The organism is Desulfallas sp. Bu1-1, from assembly GCF_015594625.1.
Taxonomy (GTDB): domain Bacteria; phylum Bacillota; class Desulfotomaculia; order Desulfotomaculales; family Desulfallaceae; genus JADNRQ01.
In genome coordinates, this window is sequence record NZ_JADNRQ010000019.1 from 30,964 (window position 1) to 47,013 (window position 16,050).

A 16,050-nucleotide genomic window follows, 5' to 3' on the forward strand; every position below is an offset into this window, starting at 1 on the left:
TTTGACGCAACCCCAACAGATATCCGGGCAATCCCGGTTTATTCAACCTGGTTATCCTTCAACCGGGGACCTTTGTTTATGGCTTCCACGGCCAGCCTGTCACACCGGTTGTTGTATTCGTTGTCGGCATGGCCTTTAACCCAAACCCACCGCACATCGTGCTTGCCGGCCAGTTGCAAAATTTTTTCCCACAAGTCCACGTTTTTGGCGCGTTCCTTGTCGTTGCGCATCCAACCCCGGGAACGCCACCTGTTAACCCATCCCCTGGTCATAGCGTCAACGATATACTTACTATCGGAATATATGGTTACTTTACATGGTTCTTTTAAACTTTCCAGCCCCTTGATCACGGCCATCAATTCCATGCGGTTGTTGGTGGTATTATCATAGGCACCCGACAATTCCTTCTCATACGGTCCATACTTTAAGATAGTACCGTAACCGCCCGGGCCCGGATTGCCGCTGCAGGCCCCATCGGTATAAATCTCTACCTCTTTTATTTCCATCACCCTACCCTATACAACATTGCCCGGTAATTTTATCACGCCTGTTAATATCCGGCAATATTAATTCAATTATTGCACTCGTGTTTTTTTGTCGATCCAGGCAGGATTTTATTGTAGAAGCAAGAATAAAATCTAGGTGCATTTTTCATTTTAATTCCGATCATGGGGACGGGAGGGATGGTATTTTTTCTTTTTATTATTTTTTTAGGAGGAGGTATACATTTTGAAAAAGTTTAATTTTAAAGTTTTGCTGGCACTGGCAACGGTGTTGCTTATATCCATGCTGGTCGCGGGATGCGGCGGAAACAGTGCAAAAGAACAGCCCGCCAGCCAGTCGGAAGGGGAAAAACTAAAAGTTGGCTTTGTTTACATCGGACCGGTGGACGACGGAGGCTGGACCACAGCCCACGAACAGGCCCGCCAGTACCTGGAAAAGGAATTGCCCTATGTTGATGCCAGTGATTATGTGGAAAACGTGCCCGAGAATCCAAATGATGCCGAGCGGGTAATCACCCAACTGGTCGAACAGGGCAACAAGATCATCTTTACCACCAGTTTCGGATACATGGATCCCACCATCAAAGTAGCCCAAAAATATCCCGACGTTAAATTCCTTCATTGCTCAGGGGTTAAAACCGCTGAAAATGTGGGGACGTACTTCGGCAGGATGTACCAGGCCCGCTATCTCTCCGGGCTTGTCGCCGGTAAAGCCACCAAGACCAATATTATCGGTTACGTGGCTGCATACCCGATTCCCGAAGTGATTCGCGGTATCAACGCTTTCACCCTGGGTGTAAGAAAGGTCAACCCGGAAGCCAAGGTCAAGGTGGTCTGGATCAATACCTGGGTTGACGCCGCCCAGGCCAAAGATGCCGCCGTGGCATTACTGGATGCGGGAGCGGACGTAATTGCCCAGCACCATGACGCTCCGGGCCCGCAGCAGGCGGCTGAAGCGGCCGGTAAGTTCGGGGTGGGTTACAACAGCGATATGAGCAAAATCGCGCCCAAGGCAGTGTTGACTTCGCCGGTATGGAACTGGGGCCCCTACTACGTGGAAACTGTGAAGGCCATTAAGGAAGGCACCTGGGACAGCACGCCCAAGTATGGCAGCTTTACTTACTGGGGTGGTTTGAAAGAGGGCGTAGTGGGACTGGCTCCGTTTGGTCCCATGGTGTCGGAAGAAACCAAGCAACTGGTGGAACAGGAAAAACAGCGCATCATCAGCGGTGAATGGGATGTTTTCACCGGCCCCATCAAGGATCAAAAAGGAGAAATCAAGGTGCCGGACGGCCAGAAGCTGTCTGACCAGGAATTGATTGAAATGATGTGGTTTGTTGAAGGTGTTGAGGGAACTATTCCTCAAAATTAATCACCACTATTCCGGTTGCTGGCAGGAACACTGCCAGCAACCACTGCTAAGGGGCTAAAGTAATGCAGGAAACTTACCTGGTTGAGCTAAAAAATATTACCAAAAGATTTCCCGGTGTGACCGCCAACGATAAAGTGAATTTCAATGTCCGGAAGGGCGAAATTCACGTGTTGCTGGGGGAAAACGGCTCGGGTAAAAGCACGCTCATGTCGATTTTATCCGGCCTGTACCGGCCGGATGAGGGTGAAATCATCGTCCGCGGCATCAAGATGGTTTTTCGCTCGCCCAGAAACGCGATCAGCGCCGGTATCGGCATGGTGCACCAGCATTTTAAATTAATCGATTCTTTTTCCGTGGCCGAAAACGTAATCCTGGGCGACGATCGCACCGCGCCCGTTTTAAATATCAAGGACGTTGAAAACAACCTGGCGCAGCTGTCCGCGCGCTACGGATTAGATATAAACCCGTCCTCCATGGTCTGGCAGCTCTCCGTCGGCGAAAAGCAACGGGTGGAAATAGTGAAAATGTTATACCGCGGTTCCCAGGTGTTGATTCTGGATGAACCAACCGCCGTCCTGACACCGCAGGAGGCGGACAAACTTTTTAGAAACCTCAGGGAAATGGCCGGGACGGGCCGGGGTATAGTGGTGATCACCCACAAGCTGAACGAGGTAATGGAAATTGCCGACAGGGTTACCGTATTGCGCCGGGGCAAGGCAGTGGCCACCCTGGAGCGGGGGCAGTTCAACCGCACCGATCTGGCCTGGCTGATGGTGGGTCAGGACGTCGTGCTGCAAAACAAGAAAAAATCCCCGCCAGGTCAAAGGAAGGTTCTGGAATTAAAGGGGGTTGGTTGTTTAAACGATCTTGGACGGAACTGCCTGCAAGATGTAAGTTTTACCGTTCACCAGGGTGAAATTTTTGGCATCGCCGGGGTGGCGGGCAACGGCCAGCGGGAACTGGCCGAGGTAATCGCGGGGCTACGGCGCGCAACAGAAGGCAGCATCATCGTCAACGGTACCGACATTACCGGTTTTTCCCCCCGCCGGGTCATTGACCATGGTGTCGCCCTGGTACCGGAAGATCGTTTAGGCACAGGGCTGATCCCGAACATGGGCGCCGTGGACAACCTGGTGTTAAAAGATTACCGCCGGCGGGAGATGAGCAGGGGTCCTTTCCTCAACCGCCGCAAGGCCTATGAAAAAGTAAAACAACTGGTGAATCGTTTTGAAATCAAACTGAGCAGCCTTGACGCCCCGGTCAAGCTGATGTCCGGCGGCAACCTGCAGAGGTTGCTTTTGGCCCGGGAGATTACCTCCAACCCGAAATTATTAATCGCCGTCTACCCGGTGCGCGGGTTGGACATCAAAGCCACCGAGGCCGTGCACAACCTGTTACTGGAACAACGGGAGAGGGGTATGGCCATTTTATTGATCTCCGAGGACCTGGAAGAAATATTTAAATTAAGCGACCGTATCGGCGTGCTTTGCGGCGGCCGCATCACTGGAATTATCCCCTCGGAAATGACTGACATAGAGGAAATCGGCCTTTTGATGATGGGTGGAACAGGAGAAATGGTGTTATGATATTGCCCGGTTACGTAATTGAAAAAAGGTTGACCCCTTCATCAACCGCATATGTAATTATCCCTATTTTATCCATTATTCTTGCCCTGGCTGCCGGTGCAATATTTCTGGAATTATCCGGACGTAATTGTTTCGAAATATACAGCCGCATGTTTTCCGGTGCATTCGGTTCCCGTTACGGCTTGTCGGAAACGGTGGTTAAAGCCATACCCCTTACTCTCACCGGCATTGGCGTAGCGCTGGCTTTTCGGATGCAATTATGGAATATTGGTGGCGAGGGCCAGCTGTATATGGGCGCTTTTGCGGCGACATGGGTCGCTTTAACCTTTCCCGGTGGAAGCGGCTGGTGGGTCTTGCCCACCATGGTGCTGCTGGGCATGCTGGCCGGGGGTTTGTGGGCGCTCATACCAGCCATACCCAGGGCAATCTGGGGGGTTAATGAAATTATTACCACCCTGATGTTGAACTACGTGGCCATATTCTGGGTGGATTATCTTGTTTTCGGTCCCTGGAAGGATCCCAACGGTTTCAATTTCCCCATGACCGCACAGTTTTCGCCCGGTGCGATTTTACCCGCCCTGGGAAATTCACGCATTCATGCCGGTTTGTTTTTCGGTTTGGCTTTAACCGTAATTTTTTATTTAATCATATACCACACCCGCTGGGGCTACGAAATCAGGGTAACCGGAGAAAATCCCAACTCCGCGCATTATGCCGGCATGAACTCTAAAAGGAATATCATGCTGGTGATGTTTTTCAGCGGCGCCATCTGCGGGCTGGCCGGTATGTCCGAAGTGGCGGGCATTGCCGGGCGTCTCCAACAAGGCCTCAGCCCCGGTTACGGCTTCACGGCGATAATCATTGCCTGGTTAAGCAGGCTCAACCCGTTTGCAATCGTTATTGTCGCATTCTTATTTGCTGGTTTGCAGGTGGGTGGATACATTGTACAAACCAGTGGCATCCCTTCCTCCATGGTAACCATGCTTCAGGGCTTGCTTCTGTTCTTTGTACTGGGGGGCGAGTTGCTCACCAATTACACGATAAAGAGGATGCCCGCAAATCCCTCGGGAGATGATATGCGATGAACCAGGAAATCCTGGTGGCCATACTGGCTACCGCCGTAACCGCGGGAACACCGATTTTATACGCGGCGCTGGGTGAGATCCTGGCGGAACGCGCCGGCGTACTGAACCTTGGCGTAGAGGGCATGATGCTGGCGGGAGCGGTCAGTGGTTTTATCTTTGCGACAAAAACTTCCAGCCCCTGGACCGGCCTGCTGATTGCGATGCTGGCCGGTGGACTGCTTGCCGCCATTCACGCGTTTTTAACCGTAACTTTAAAGGCCAACCAGGTTGTCAGCGGGCTTGCCCTGACCATGTTTGGAACGGGGCTGAGCGGGTATATAGGCAAATCATATGTGGGGATGCCTCTGCCGGTTCCTTTTCACAAAGTCTCTGTACCCGTGCTGAGTGACATACCGTTTATCGGCCCGGTTTTGTTCAACCACGATCCCATGGTTTACTTGAGCTACATCCTGGTGCCTGTGCTCTGGTTCTTCATCTTCCGTACCCGGTCCGGCCTCCACCTGCGGGCCGTGGGTGAAAACCCGGCGGCGGCTGACTCCATGGGTATAAATGTTTTTTTAACCAGGTACATCTATGTTATCATTGGCGGCATGCTGGCGGGGATGGGCGGCGCCTACCTGTCATTGCATTACGTGCCCAGCTGGATGGAGAATATAACCGCTGGCAGGGGATGGATAGCGGTGGCACTGGTAATTTTCGCCACCTGGAACCCGGTTAACGCCCTTTGGGGATCATACTTTTTCGGCGGTATTGACGCCCTCGGTTTTCGATTGCAGACCATGAACGTAACCATATCCCCACATTTTTTAAAGATGCTGCCTTATCTTTTTACGGTTGTGGTGCTCGTTTTGGTTACAAAACGCAACATGCTCAACCGCATCGGTTCCCCGCGGGCCCTGGGCTTACCTTATGACCGGGAAGAAAGATGAGAAGGGTGTGACAACATGCGTAAACTAAAAGAAAAAATCCTTGCGGAAGGCCGGGTTCTGTCCGATAGCGTATTAAAGGTCGATTCATTCTTAAACCACCAGGTTGATCCGGAATTTGCCCTGGAACTGGGCAGGGAAATAGCCGGGCGTTTTGCGGGATCAAGCGTAACAAAAGTATTAACCGTTGAGGCTTCCGGCATCGCCGTGGCGCTAACCACCGGGCTGGCGCTGCAAGTGCCGGTTGTTTTTGCCAAGAAAAAAAAGGCCGCCACCCAGGATCCTGGCTCGTATTGCAGCCACATTTTTTCATTTACCAAGCAGGAAGCGGTAGATATTTACGTCAATAAAAGCTTCATCCACAGCGGTGACCGCGTTTTAATTGTGGACGATTTTTTGGCCCAGGGTGAAGCCCTCAGGGGTATGGTGGAAATAGTCCGGCAGGCCGGCGCCACTCTAGTGGGAGTTGGGATAGTAATCGAAAAAGTGTTCCAAGGTGGCGGCCAGGCGTTGAGAGAAATGGGTGTACGCATCGAATCGCTTGCTCCCATCGCGTCCCTTGCCGGCGGTGTGGTCAAATTCGCCGAATAAACACCCGAAAAGGGTGTTTTTTGTTTGGTGACATGGAAAAATATTATCAACATTATTTATCAAGGCACCCCAAATCAAAGGATGATGGAGGAATGCCGGTGACCACTATTAATATACCGGGTCCATCACTGGTTATATTGTGCGGACCCGCCGGTTGCGGTAAGTCTACTTTTGTTCACGTCAAGGTTAATTTGAAAAAAGAATAAAATTCAAAAAAATACTTTTAAATCAGCATGTATGCGTATTGAAAACACTAAAAAAATATTTTATTATAAGTGAAAACTTTCACTACAGGGGGAAATCTTATGTATAAAAAAATTCTGGTTCCACTTGACGGTTCCCACCGGTCCATGGCGGCGGCGACGCACGCAGTACAAATCGCTTCCAAGTTGAATTCAAAAATAACTTTTTTCCACGTCGTCCCCAACATAACTCCGTACGGGAGCAAATCCGGCGAACACCCAGGCGCGGCATTTAAGGCTATTTCAAGGGAATTTGAAGCCATGGGTGAAAGTATACTTAATGACGCCGAAAATGAATTCAAGGAAGCAAACGTCACTATAGAAAAAAAACTGGCCTGGGGCAAACCGGAACAAGAAATTTGCGATGAAGCCAAAGTGGGACAATACGATCTGATCATAATCGGCAGCCGCGGCCTGGGTGAGATCAAAGGCTACCTTATGGGCAGCGTAAGCAACAGGGTCAGCAGGCACGCCCCTTGCCCGGTGCTTATAGTCAGATAACCATTTAAAAGTTGTTTTTTGCGCTGAAATATAATAAAATATGATCGAATTGTTTCCGTTTTTCGGCCGTACGCGGGCGGCCGGAATTTTTGTTTTTTCCAGCAAAAAACCGGGGGTGGATCAATGGCTGTACATGAAGTACGCGTAACCAACCTGCCTCATCTTGAAGATACCAGAGGCAAAAATTTGCTATATGAAATTAAAACCGCATTGCATATTTACAGTATCAGCAAAATTGTTACGGCCAAGGTATACCGGTTTGAGGGTATTTCCCTTCAGGATGTCGATTTTCTAGCCCGTCATTTGCTGTGTGAAGAAGTATTCCAACACTATACGATTAATCAACCCATCATCGTTGATGCCGATAGAGTTGTTGAGGTGGCCTACAAGCCGGGAGTGATGAACCCGGAGGTCGGTTCAATTATGAAGGCCGCCGAGGATTTGGGCGTAAACGGGCTGATTGCCGCGGATTCCAGCCATGAATATGGTTTTTACGGCACCATTACGGAAAAAGAAATTGGGCTTGTTTTATCCAGGTTACTGGTCAACGAAACAGTGGAGCGAGTGGTTCCGGAAAAACCGGACACGCTGGTGATCCACGGTACGCCCGGCGTTACGGAGACTATTCCTATCAGGTCCATGAACGATGATGCCTTGATGGATTTGAGCCGGGACAAACTGTTTCTTAATCTCCAGGAGATGCACGCCATCAAAAATTACTTCACTGAACTGGGTCGCGATCCCACCGACTGTGAAATAGAAACCCTCGCCCAGACCTGGTCCGAGCACTGCGTGCATAAGACTTTCAAATCGACCCTGGTTGTGGACGGGTCGCTCAAAAAACCTCTACTGAAAAGGTTGCAGGAAGCCACTTTCAATGCGCGCCATCCACTGGTTTTGTCGGCTTTTGAAGATAATTCCGGCGTGATTGCGTTTTATGACGGCCTGGCGTTGTGCGGCAAGGTGGAAACTCATAATTCTCCATCCGCCATTGAACCGTATGGCGGGGCGATGACCGGCAGTGGCGGAGTTTTCCGGGACATTATGGGAACCGGCAAAGGGGCTAAAGTAATCGCTTCTACGGACATGTTTTGTTTTGCCCCCCCGGATCTTCCCGCGGAAGAAGTGCCGCCGGGATGCCTGCACCCGCACTACCTGTTACGCCGGGTGGTCGCCGGGGTCCGGGATTACGGGAACCGCATGGGCATACCCACCAACAACGGTTCCGTGCATTTCCACCGGGATTTCAGGGCCAAGCCCACAATAATTGTTGGCGCATACGGTATCATGCCCGCCGGGGATGCCCGGAAGGGGCAGCCCCAATGCGGCGACATCGCCGTGGTCGTGGGCGGGAGAACAGGCAGGGACGGCATTCACGGTGCTACGTTTTCCAGCGGTGAAATGACCCATCGCACCATTGATGTTAACGCCAGTGCGGTGCAAATCGGTCATGCCATCGAGGAAAAACGTTTAAGCGACGCGCTGCTGAGAGCCCGGGACGAAAAGCTGATCAGGGCCGTTACGGATTGCGGGGCTGGCGGTTTCGCCTCGGCTTTCGGTGAAATGGGGCAAAAAACAGGGGTTAAAATCCACCTGGAGCGCGTACCCCTTAAATACCCGGGTCTGGCACCGTGGGAAATCTGGCTTTCCGAAAGCCAGGAAAGAATGGCCCTGGCAGTGGCGCCGGAGCACCTGGAGCGGCTGCTCGCCATTTGCCATGAACATAACGTGGAGGCCACGGCCGTCGGCGAGTTCACCGACACCGGCAAGCTCGAAGTGTATTACGAAAACGAGTGCGTCTGCGAACTGGAGATGAACTTTCTTCACCACGGCATTCCCGGGCGAACAATGATCGCCGTGCCCGCGCGGCGCCCGGGCGAAGTTAAAGAACCTGATCTTCCCGGTGATTGGACGGAAGTGTGCGCTAAAATCATGGGGGACCTGAACGTTTGTTCCAAGGAACCCATCGTGCGCATGTATGATCACGGGGTTCAAGCCGGCAACGCATTGCCCCCCTTTGGCGGAGTTTCCGGCGGAGCGCCCAATGACGCCGTGGTGCTGGCCCCCGTACTTGGTAAAAAATACGGCGCAGTGATTTCACACGGGATGAACCCCGTGCTTAACACAATCGATCCCTACGCCGGCACCATCTGGGCCGCCACCGAAGCCGTGGCCAACGCGGTAGCCGCGGGGGCTAATCCGGCAGACCTGGTTTTAATCGACAATTTTATCTGGCCTTACCCGGATGAAGAATCATTGTACGACTTGGATCAGGCCGTCGACGCCTGTACTGATTTTGTACGGGCAACGGGGATGCCCTTCATTTCCGGCAAGGACAGCCTGAGCAGCACTTACCGTTCCAAAGATGGTTCCGTCATCAAGATACCGCCCGTGGTATGCATATCCTGTTTCGGTCGCGTGGAAGACGTAACCGCCACGGTATCCACTGATTTTAAACGTACGGGCAGTCCAATCATCCTGGTGGGCAAGCGCGACGTCAACCGGATGGGCGGGTCAACTTATTTCAACATTACGGGCTCATACACGCCCGGTGTTCCGCTGGTTGATTTGTCGGTATTGCCTGAAACGCTGAAAGCAATTTACCGGGCCTGCCGAAACGGCGCGGCGCTCGCCTGCCACGACGTCAGCGAGGGCGGATTACTGGCGGCACTGGCGGAAATGTGTTTCGGCGGCGATACGGGAGTTGACGTTGTCATACCGGAAGGCTGCCGTCCGGACTACTTCCTTTTCAATGAAACGGCGGGGTGTTTCCTGGTGGAACTGGACGACCGGGTCGATGCCGGTGAATTGTTCGGCGGTATTCCATACCTTACCCTGGGGCAAACCACTAACACAAAGGTTATTTCTGTAAGCCAGGGCGGTAAAAAGCTATTTGAATTGCCCCTGGAAAAATTATTGTACGCCTGGCAGAAGCCCATGAAGGAGGTGTTCGGCGGTTGAAACCACGTGTTTGCATCCTGAGAACAGACGGCACCAACTGTGATGCAGAAACCTTTTACGCCTTCGAAAAGGCGGGCGGGGAATGTGCGCTTGTGCACGTCAACCAGTTAAGGGACGGCGCGGAAAAACTTTCCCGCTACCAGATCTTGGCTATACCGGGCGGTTTCTCGTACGGAGACGATGTTCACTCGGGAAAAATTTTATCCGTCGAATTGACCTCGTTTTTAAAAGAGCAATTGCTTGAATTTGTCGACCAGGGCAAGCCGGTGATCGGCATTTGTAACGGTTTCCAGGTCCTGGTGCGCACCGGATTGCTGCCCTGGGGCGAGCCGGGCAGCATCCGGGTCACCCTGATGCAAAATGACAGCGGGCGCTTCGAATGCCGCTGGGTTAATTTACGGGTGGAAAAAACCAATTGCATATTCACCCGCGGCATGGAGGGCGCCATTGTGCAGTACCAGGTTGCGCACGGTGAAGGCAAGTTTTATACCGACGAAAAGACCTTGCAGGACATGGAACAGGCGGGGCTGGTGGTATTCAGGTACGCGGACCCGGCCACCGGGGAGCGGACACAGACTTACCCCCATAACCCGAACGGATCACTGCATGCCATTGCCGGCATCTGCGACCGGTCCGGTAGAGTGCTGGGCCTGATGCCGCATCCCGAGCGGTTTGTGGAAACCCACCATCATCCCAACTGGCGCAGGTCTTATATTGCCGAGCCGCACGGCGTGCCACTTTTCCGCAATGCCGTCGCATACGTCATAAAAAATTTATAAAGTAATTTAAATGTAAAAACACCACAGCAGCAGGCGATCCGGTGGTTTTCTGGAGCGAACTGAGCACTGGGTGCGGTGCTTAGCCCGTCATAGCCCCAGAGCTTGACCCTGAAAGGGCGTAAAGTATTGCTCTGGCAGGGTTTTGTAAGCGTTAACAAGCAGTAATTTTAACCATTACGAAGATAATTGCGAAGAGAGCGGAAGAAACCACCGGATCGCCAGATACAAGTACCGGTTTTTGCAGCGAAATCAAAAGTTAAATTAAGAATGGTGGAAACCGCCGAAGCACCTCCCACGTAACGAGCACCGGTGACAGATCACCGACGACAGACCACCAATAAAAGGCAGGTAGATAAGATTGCTTTTTCGGAAAGCCAAAATATCGGATATCGAAACTATCCACAAATTTATCAATTATTTCGCGGAAAAAGACCTGATGCTCGCACGTTCCCGCTCGTCGCTCTACGAATCCGTTAGAGAATTCACCGTGGCTGAACTGGACGGGAAGATCGTGGGAGCAGGTTCGTTGCACGTTCTGTGGGAGGACCTGGCCGAAATCCGGTCCCTGGCCGTGGATGAGCGCTACCAGAAACAGGGTATTGGGCGCGGGCTGGTTAAGGCATTTTTGGCTGAAGCCGTCAACCTGGAGATAGCAAGGGTGTTCGCCCTGACCTACCAGGCGCCTTTTTTTATCAAGTGCGGTTTTAACATCATCCCCAAGGAAGACCTCCCGCAAAAGGTATGGAAAGAGTGTATCAATTGCCCTAAATTTCCGCAATGCGACGAGGTTGCAGTGATTAAGGAACTCGATTTATAAATAGTAATTCATTTGCGTTTAATGTTGCATATCCCAGGGCATACCCGGTGATATTAAGTAGGATCAATTGAGCATAGGAGGAAAGAATATGCCTCAACCGGTTATGCCCCGCTGCTGGAGGGTGGAAACCAAGCCCCATAAATTCTGCCCGGGTTGCGGCCATGGTTTGATTCTCAAGGCATTGGGTGAAGTGATTGATGAACTGGGTATCCAGGATCGCACCGTGTTTGGATGTGATATCGGATGCTCGCTGCTCTCATGGGACTTCTTTAACCTGGACAGCGTGCAGACCCACCACGGCCGTACCACCCCGGTAATGGTGGGTATTAAACGGGCCAACCCCCGGTTACTGGCCATTGCCTACATGGGCGACGGGGGAGGGTATGCCATCGGCTCCCAGCATCTTGTCAATGCCGCCGCCCGCAACGAAAATATTACCGTATTGCTGGCCAACAACACCGTTTATGCCATGACGGGCGGCCAGATGGCTCCGACCACCATGCCGGAACAGAAAACCGAAACCACCCCTTACGGCAGGGACCCCGCGCTGACCGGACCTCCGATGCAGGGGCCGGAAATGGTGGCCGCCATAACAAACGAGGGCGCTTATGTGGCGCGGGGTACCATTGCCAACCTCAGGCAACTCAAAGGTTATATCAAAAAAGCGCTACAAAACCAAATGGCCGGAGGGGGTTTTTCCTTTGTGGAGGCGTTGTCCTCCTGCCCCACCAACTGGCGCACCAATGCCGAGGAAACGTGGCGTTTCGTTGAGCAGGACATGGTGAAACATTTTCAAGTGGGGGAAATCAAAACACCCGCCGTGAAAGAAAAGGCGGGCTAACCGGTGTAAATAGCTTCTTTGGGACACCGGGCCAGGCACGCTCCACACTTCAAACACTTCTGCCGGTCGATAAAATATGGCCGGCCTTTTTGCTCACCCCGGATGGCATTGACGGTGCAAGCTTTCGCACAAATACCGCAGGAAACACATTTTTCCTCGTCAATAGCATAGTCCAGCAAGGCCCGGCACACTCCCGCCGGGCATTTCTTATCCCTGATGTGTGCAATATATTCGTCCCGGAAGTAACGCAATGTCGACAGTACCGGGTTGGGCGCCGCCATGCCCAGGCCGCAGAGAGAAGCATCTTTGATTTCCTCACCCAACTCCTCCAGGGTTTCCAGATCCTCCATCGTTCCTTCACCTTTGGTAATCCGCTCCAGTATTTCCAGCATGCGTTTGGTACCCACCCGGCATGGCGTGCATTGCCCGCAGGATTCATCCTGGCTGAAGTGCAGGTAAAATCGAGCAATATCCACCATGCAATCCGTCTCGTCCATAACAATCAGGCCGCCCGACCCCATCATGGACCCTTTCTCTTTCAGCGATTCATAATCAATGGGTGTATCGATGTGTTCCACGGGTATGCACCCGCCCGACGGTCCCCCCGTTTGTACCGCTTTAAATTCCCTGTTCTCCGGAATCCCGCCGCCGATATCAAAAACGATGGTGCGTATACTGGTGCCCATGGGCACTTCAATCAACCCGGTATTATTTACCTTTCCGGCCAGGGAGAACACCTTTGTTCCTTTGCTTCCTTCCGTTCCCATGGAAGCAAACCAATCAGCCCCGTAGCGTAAAATAAGGGGGATATTGGCAAAGGTTTCCACGTTGTTCAGCAAGGTCGGTTTGCCCCACAGGCCGCATTCGGCGGGGTAGGGTGGACGGGGGCGCGGCTCACCACGCCGCCCCATGGCGGAGCGCAGCAGGGCGGTTTCTTCTCCGCACACAAAGGCGCCGGCCCCTAGGCGCAAGTCGATATCAAAATGAAAATCCGTACCGAAAATATTGCGGCCCAGCAATCCATTGTCCCTGGCCTCATCAATGGCGATTTCCAACCTGTCCACGGCGATGGGGTATTCGGCCCGCACGTAAATATAGCCCCTTTGCGCACCAATACAATACCCCGCTATGGTCATGGCCTCCAGCACGCTGTGCGGGTCGCCTTCCAGAATGCTCCGGTCCATGAATGCGCCGGGGTCTCCCTCGTCGGCATTACATACCACATATTTGACATCACCCCTGGCGGCGGCCGCAATAGCCCATTTTCTGCCGACCGGAAAACCGCCGCCGCCGCGCCCCCTGAGCCCGGATGCGCTAATAATGTCGATAACCTCGCCCGGTTGTTTATTAACAAGTACATCAGCCAGGGCAAAATAACCGTCCATGGCAATGTACTCACCAATATCTTCCGGGTTGATCAGGCCGCAATTCCTTAACACCACCCGGTTTTGCGCCCGAAAAAAGTTGATATCCGACCTGCGATAGGCCACCCCGTGTGATCGTTCATCTTGGTACAACAGCCTTTCAACCACGTTTCCGTTAATAAAATGGCTTTCGATCAGTTCATCCACATCTTCTTTTTCCACGAGGCAATAAAAAATTTCACCGGGGTGGACCATGACAATGGGGCCCATTTTGCAAAAACCGAAACAGCCTGTTTTAAACACCTTGACTCTGTGTTGCAGATCCCTGGATTTAAGCTGTTTAACCATTTCCTCGATTAAAGCCCGGCTTTCGGAAGAAGTACATCCTGTTCCGGTACATACCAGAACATGCAAGGTATCATTACTGCCAACGTTTCCCGTGCGCAACCTAATGTCCGGCAGGCGACTGTTCTTGATATGTTCCAGGTCTCTCAGAGATTTGATCACCGGCTTTCACCTCCGAGCGTTTTTTATACATGCGGATCAACCTGGAAACATCTCGCCGGGTGAATTTGCCGTGCACCTCGTCGTTAACGGTCAAAACCGGGGCAAGCCCGCAAGCCCCCACGCAGCGGGTGCTTTTAACCGTAAACAGGCCGTCTTCCGTGGTATCGCCGCCGGTTAGTTTAAGTGTCCTCCTCAAGTCGTCCAGTATGTCTTGGGCTCCCTGCACGTAGCAAGCAGTACCGGTGCATACGTTGATGGTGTACTCCCCCTTGGGCTCCGTTGTAAATAATGAGTAAAACGTAACCACCCCGTTTACTTCGCTTACGGGCAGGCCCAATTTACCCGCTATGTAAGCCTGCACTTCCTCGGGGAGGTAACCAAATATCTCCTGGGCACCCTGCAAAATTCTTATTAACTGTCCCTCTTCACCGGCGTAATTTTCGATCACCCGGTCCAGAGCGGCATAACGCTCCTGTTGTTCATCGATCCCGCGCAAATCACCCACCCCCGTTTTTACTAATGCTTCTCAATTTATGACTAAAAAAAAACATAAAGGAAATACTTTCCTATAAAGAAAGCCGTGGAGGTAATAGAATGTTCAATGATAAATTGCACCACTTTATTCAAAATCCACCCAGGGACAACCGCACCCGGCCGGCCCGGGCCATTGACTTTACGCTGTCCCTGATATTGGTATGGTTTGTTACCATATTCGCCGCCGGGTTATTGCCACTGGAATCCGCCATGCTGAACGCTTTGTTGATCATCGTCCTGGTGATTGAAACAGCTCTGATGATTAAACTTAAATTTTACAGGCAGAAAATGCTGAACTTGCACAGAGATACCTGGTTTTCCGCCCGAAAGTGCCGGGAAAAGCTCAAAAGCATCGAATCAAGGCAAGAATTCATAGCAATTGTCAAAGATTTACTTGAAAGCAACCCGGCGTTTAAAGACTTAAAAATACTATCCCCTTGCGGGGACTCAAATATTGATCTGAGCGGCAAATTACACAACCAAAAGGTAGGGGTTATGTGTGTTAATCCCACCCGGGATGACCATAAAGTTTCTATGGAACAGGTGAGAAAATTCTGGTGTGAAATCAGGGAATCCGGTTTCGACAGGGGCATTATCCTGACCACAGGTTCCTTCTCCGATGACGCCCGTCGTTTTGCAAGGCGGATCAACGGTAAAACGGGTATTCATCTTGTGGACGGCTACAATGTTTTACGTATGGCCAAAAGGTCCGGACACCCGGTTTTTCCCGATGAAAAGTGGCGGGAGGAAGGGGGAACCGACATTTCGGGCATCGGGATAGCGTTGTCGATTAAAGAAAATATCCTGAACTCACGAAAAAAGGCTTTACTGTTTATAATTCTTGGCGTGGTATTTCTGGCGATTTCCGCCCTGCAGGCCGGATTTGTCGGCCCTATTTACCTGATTTCCGGGATTATCAACTTGTTTACCGGTTTTTCGGGCTATATCCTGTCTTTTTTGCGCAATAAAGACCTGTTATTTGACCTGGATTAACTTATTCAGCCAGGCGTTGTAGTCGCGGATATAATTCCAGCCCCGCCTGCTGCCCGTGGAGACGTCCCTAAACACAAACTTGCGGGCACCGGCAATGTCGTGTTTAATTCGCTGGTCGTAAAGTAATTGTTGCTTCTTTCCGGTCAAGCAAACCGCCACCCCTTTTTATAAAAATTTTTCCCTGACCTGATGCGCATAATGCAGTTATTAGTAAGCAGAACAATAAAAAATCCGGGTTTGTTGCCCGGAATTTTTATTTACTGTTCATGGTCAACGTTAAACGCAGCCAGGGGTTCGGTATCCTCACCGAGGGTCGCTCGCAATTTATCCAAACCCGGACCCGCCTTGGTATCGGGCTTTGGAACAACAACATCGAGACCATATTTTTTTCTGGGCATTTGAAACACCTCCTTTAGAAATACTCCCCCCCGGAAAACAAACATGAAAG

The 16,050-nt window shown here is 51.7% G+C and carries 16 protein-coding genes; 11 read left to right on the forward strand and 5 right to left on the reverse strand.

All coding sequences use genetic code 11. The features are described from left to right. Nucleotides 1–38: 38 nt before the first annotated feature. The gene (rnhA, locus tag IT084_RS14160) at nt 39–500 is read right to left on the reverse strand and encodes a ribonuclease HI (RefSeq protein WP_195713573.1); all 462 of its coding nucleotides are present in this window, start codon (nt 498–500) and stop codon (nt 39–41) included. A gap of 286 nt (nt 501–786) precedes the next feature. On the opposite strand from rnhA, the gene IT084_RS14165 reads away from it, so the two are divergent. The 10 genes from IT084_RS14165 to IT084_RS14210 all read left to right on the forward strand — a co-directional run bounded on the left by IT084_RS14165 (nt 787) and on the right by IT084_RS14210 (nt 12,204). Next, on the forward strand, nt 787–1,875 hold the full coding sequence (locus IT084_RS14165) for a BMP family ABC transporter substrate-binding protein (RefSeq protein WP_195713574.1): 1,089 nt from the start codon (nt 787–789) through the stop codon (nt 1,873–1,875). Nucleotides 1,876–1,937: 62 nt separating this feature from the next. Next, nucleotides 1,938–3,461: an ABC transporter ATP-binding protein gene (locus IT084_RS14170; protein ID WP_195713553.1), complete on the forward strand. Its 1,524-nt coding sequence runs from the start codon at nt 1,938–1,940 to the stop codon at nt 3,459–3,461. After that, nucleotides 3,458–4,546, forward strand: coding sequence for an ABC transporter permease (locus IT084_RS14175; protein ID WP_195713554.1), 1,089 nt, complete (start codon nt 3,458–3,460; stop codon nt 4,544–4,546). The genes IT084_RS14170 and IT084_RS14175 overlap by 4 nt, the downstream gene beginning before the upstream one ends. Continuing rightward, complete coding sequence (locus IT084_RS14180) at nt 4,543–5,475, forward strand: ABC transporter permease (protein WP_195713555.1); 933 nt, start codon at nt 4,543–4,545, stop codon at nt 5,473–5,475. Before IT084_RS14175 ends, IT084_RS14180 begins: the two co-directional genes overlap by 4 nt. A 15-nt stretch (nt 5,476–5,490) precedes the next feature. Continuing rightward, a complete protein-coding gene (locus IT084_RS14185) occupies nt 5,491–6,063 on the forward strand; it encodes a xanthine phosphoribosyltransferase (RefSeq protein ID WP_195713556.1) in 573 nt (190 codons plus the stop codon). A gap of 305 nt (nt 6,064–6,368) precedes the next feature. Continuing rightward, nucleotides 6,369–6,806 (forward strand): universal stress protein, encoded by a 438-nt coding sequence (locus IT084_RS14190; protein ID WP_195713557.1) that lies wholly within the window; start codon nt 6,369–6,371, stop codon nt 6,804–6,806. Between the two features lie 123 nt (nt 6,807–6,929). Then, nucleotides 6,930–9,767, forward strand: coding sequence for a phosphoribosylformylglycinamidine synthase subunit PurL (purL, locus tag IT084_RS14195; protein ID WP_195713558.1), 2,838 nt, complete (start codon nt 6,930–6,932; stop codon nt 9,765–9,767). Then, a complete protein-coding gene (gene purQ / locus IT084_RS14200) occupies nt 9,764–10,546 on the forward strand; it encodes a phosphoribosylformylglycinamidine synthase I (protein ID WP_195713559.1) in 783 nt (260 codons plus the stop codon). Before purL ends, purQ begins: the two co-directional genes overlap by 4 nt. A gap of 358 nt (nt 10,547–10,904) precedes the next feature. Next, entirely contained in the window at nt 10,905–11,363 is a 459-nt protein-coding gene (locus tag IT084_RS14205; RefSeq protein WP_195713560.1) for an N-acetyltransferase, read from the forward strand. Nucleotides 11,364–11,451: 88 nt separating this feature from the next. Continuing rightward, nucleotides 11,452–12,204 (forward strand): thiamine pyrophosphate-dependent enzyme, encoded by a 753-nt coding sequence (locus IT084_RS14210; protein WP_195713561.1) that lies wholly within the window; start codon nt 11,452–11,454, stop codon nt 12,202–12,204. Here the strand turns inward: IT084_RS14210 and IT084_RS14215 are convergent. Beyond that, nucleotides 12,201–14,075: an NADH-ubiquinone oxidoreductase-F iron-sulfur binding region domain-containing protein gene (locus IT084_RS14215; RefSeq protein ID WP_195713562.1), complete on the reverse strand. Its 1,875-nt coding sequence runs from the start codon at nt 14,073–14,075 to the stop codon at nt 12,201–12,203. The two genes, IT084_RS14210 and IT084_RS14215, sit on opposite strands and share 4 nt — an antisense overlap. After that, nucleotides 14,017–14,571, reverse strand: coding sequence for an NAD(P)H-dependent oxidoreductase subunit E (locus tag IT084_RS14220; protein WP_195713563.1), 555 nt, complete (start codon nt 14,569–14,571; stop codon nt 14,017–14,019). The genes IT084_RS14215 and IT084_RS14220 overlap by 59 nt, the downstream gene beginning before the upstream one ends. A 98-nt stretch (nt 14,572–14,669) precedes the next feature. Here IT084_RS14220 and IT084_RS14225 point away from each other — a divergent pair, with 98 nt between their 5' ends. Further along, nucleotides 14,670–15,602: a restriction endonuclease gene (locus IT084_RS14225; protein WP_195713564.1), complete on the forward strand. Its 933-nt coding sequence runs from the start codon at nt 14,670–14,672 to the stop codon at nt 15,600–15,602. Here the strand turns inward: IT084_RS14225 and IT084_RS14230 are convergent. Together IT084_RS14230 and IT084_RS14235 are read right to left on the reverse strand one after the other, a co-directional pair. Next, nucleotides 15,585–15,749, reverse strand: coding sequence for a hypothetical protein (locus tag IT084_RS14230; protein ID WP_195713565.1), 165 nt, complete (start codon nt 15,747–15,749; stop codon nt 15,585–15,587). The two genes, IT084_RS14225 and IT084_RS14230, sit on opposite strands and share 18 nt — an antisense overlap. 110 nt (nt 15,750–15,859) lie before the next feature. Further along, nucleotides 15,860–16,000 (reverse strand): hypothetical protein, encoded by a 141-nt coding sequence (locus tag IT084_RS14235; protein ID WP_195713566.1) that lies wholly within the window; start codon nt 15,998–16,000, stop codon nt 15,860–15,862. Nucleotides 16,001–16,050: the final 50 nt, after the last annotated feature.

Excerpts from the sequence above, each read along its gene's own strand:
- IT084_RS14170 (WP_195713553.1), top strand. The coding sequence starts at position 1,938 with ATGCAGGAAACTTACCTGGTTGAGCTAAAAAATATTACCAAAAGATTT.
- IT084_RS14180 (WP_195713555.1), top strand. The coding sequence starts at position 4,543 with ATGAACCAGGAAATCCTGGTGGCCATACTGGCTACCGCCGTAACCGCG.
- IT084_RS14235 (WP_195713566.1), bottom strand. The coding sequence starts at position 16,000 with ATGCCCAGAAAAAAATATGGTCTCGATGTTGTTGTTCCAAAGCCCGAT.
- IT084_RS14175 (WP_195713554.1), top strand. The coding sequence starts at position 3,458 with ATGATATTGCCCGGTTACGTAATTGAAAAAAGGTTGACCCCTTCATCA.
- IT084_RS14185 (WP_195713556.1), top strand. The coding sequence starts at position 5,491 with ATGCGTAAACTAAAAGAAAAAATCCTTGCGGAAGGCCGGGTTCTGTCC.
- IT084_RS14225 (WP_195713564.1), top strand. The coding sequence starts at position 14,670 with ATGTTCAATGATAAATTGCACCACTTTATTCAAAATCCACCCAGGGAC.
- purL (WP_195713558.1), top strand. The coding sequence starts at position 6,930 with ATGGCTGTACATGAAGTACGCGTAACCAACCTGCCTCATCTTGAAGAT.
- IT084_RS14165 (WP_195713574.1), top strand. The coding sequence starts at position 787 with ATGCTGGTCGCGGGATGCGGCGGAAACAGTGCAAAAGAACAGCCCGCC.
- IT084_RS14190 (WP_195713557.1), top strand. The coding sequence starts at position 6,369 with ATGTATAAAAAAATTCTGGTTCCACTTGACGGTTCCCACCGGTCCATG.
- IT084_RS14210 (WP_195713561.1), top strand. The coding sequence starts at position 11,452 with ATGCCTCAACCGGTTATGCCCCGCTGCTGGAGGGTGGAAACCAAGCCC.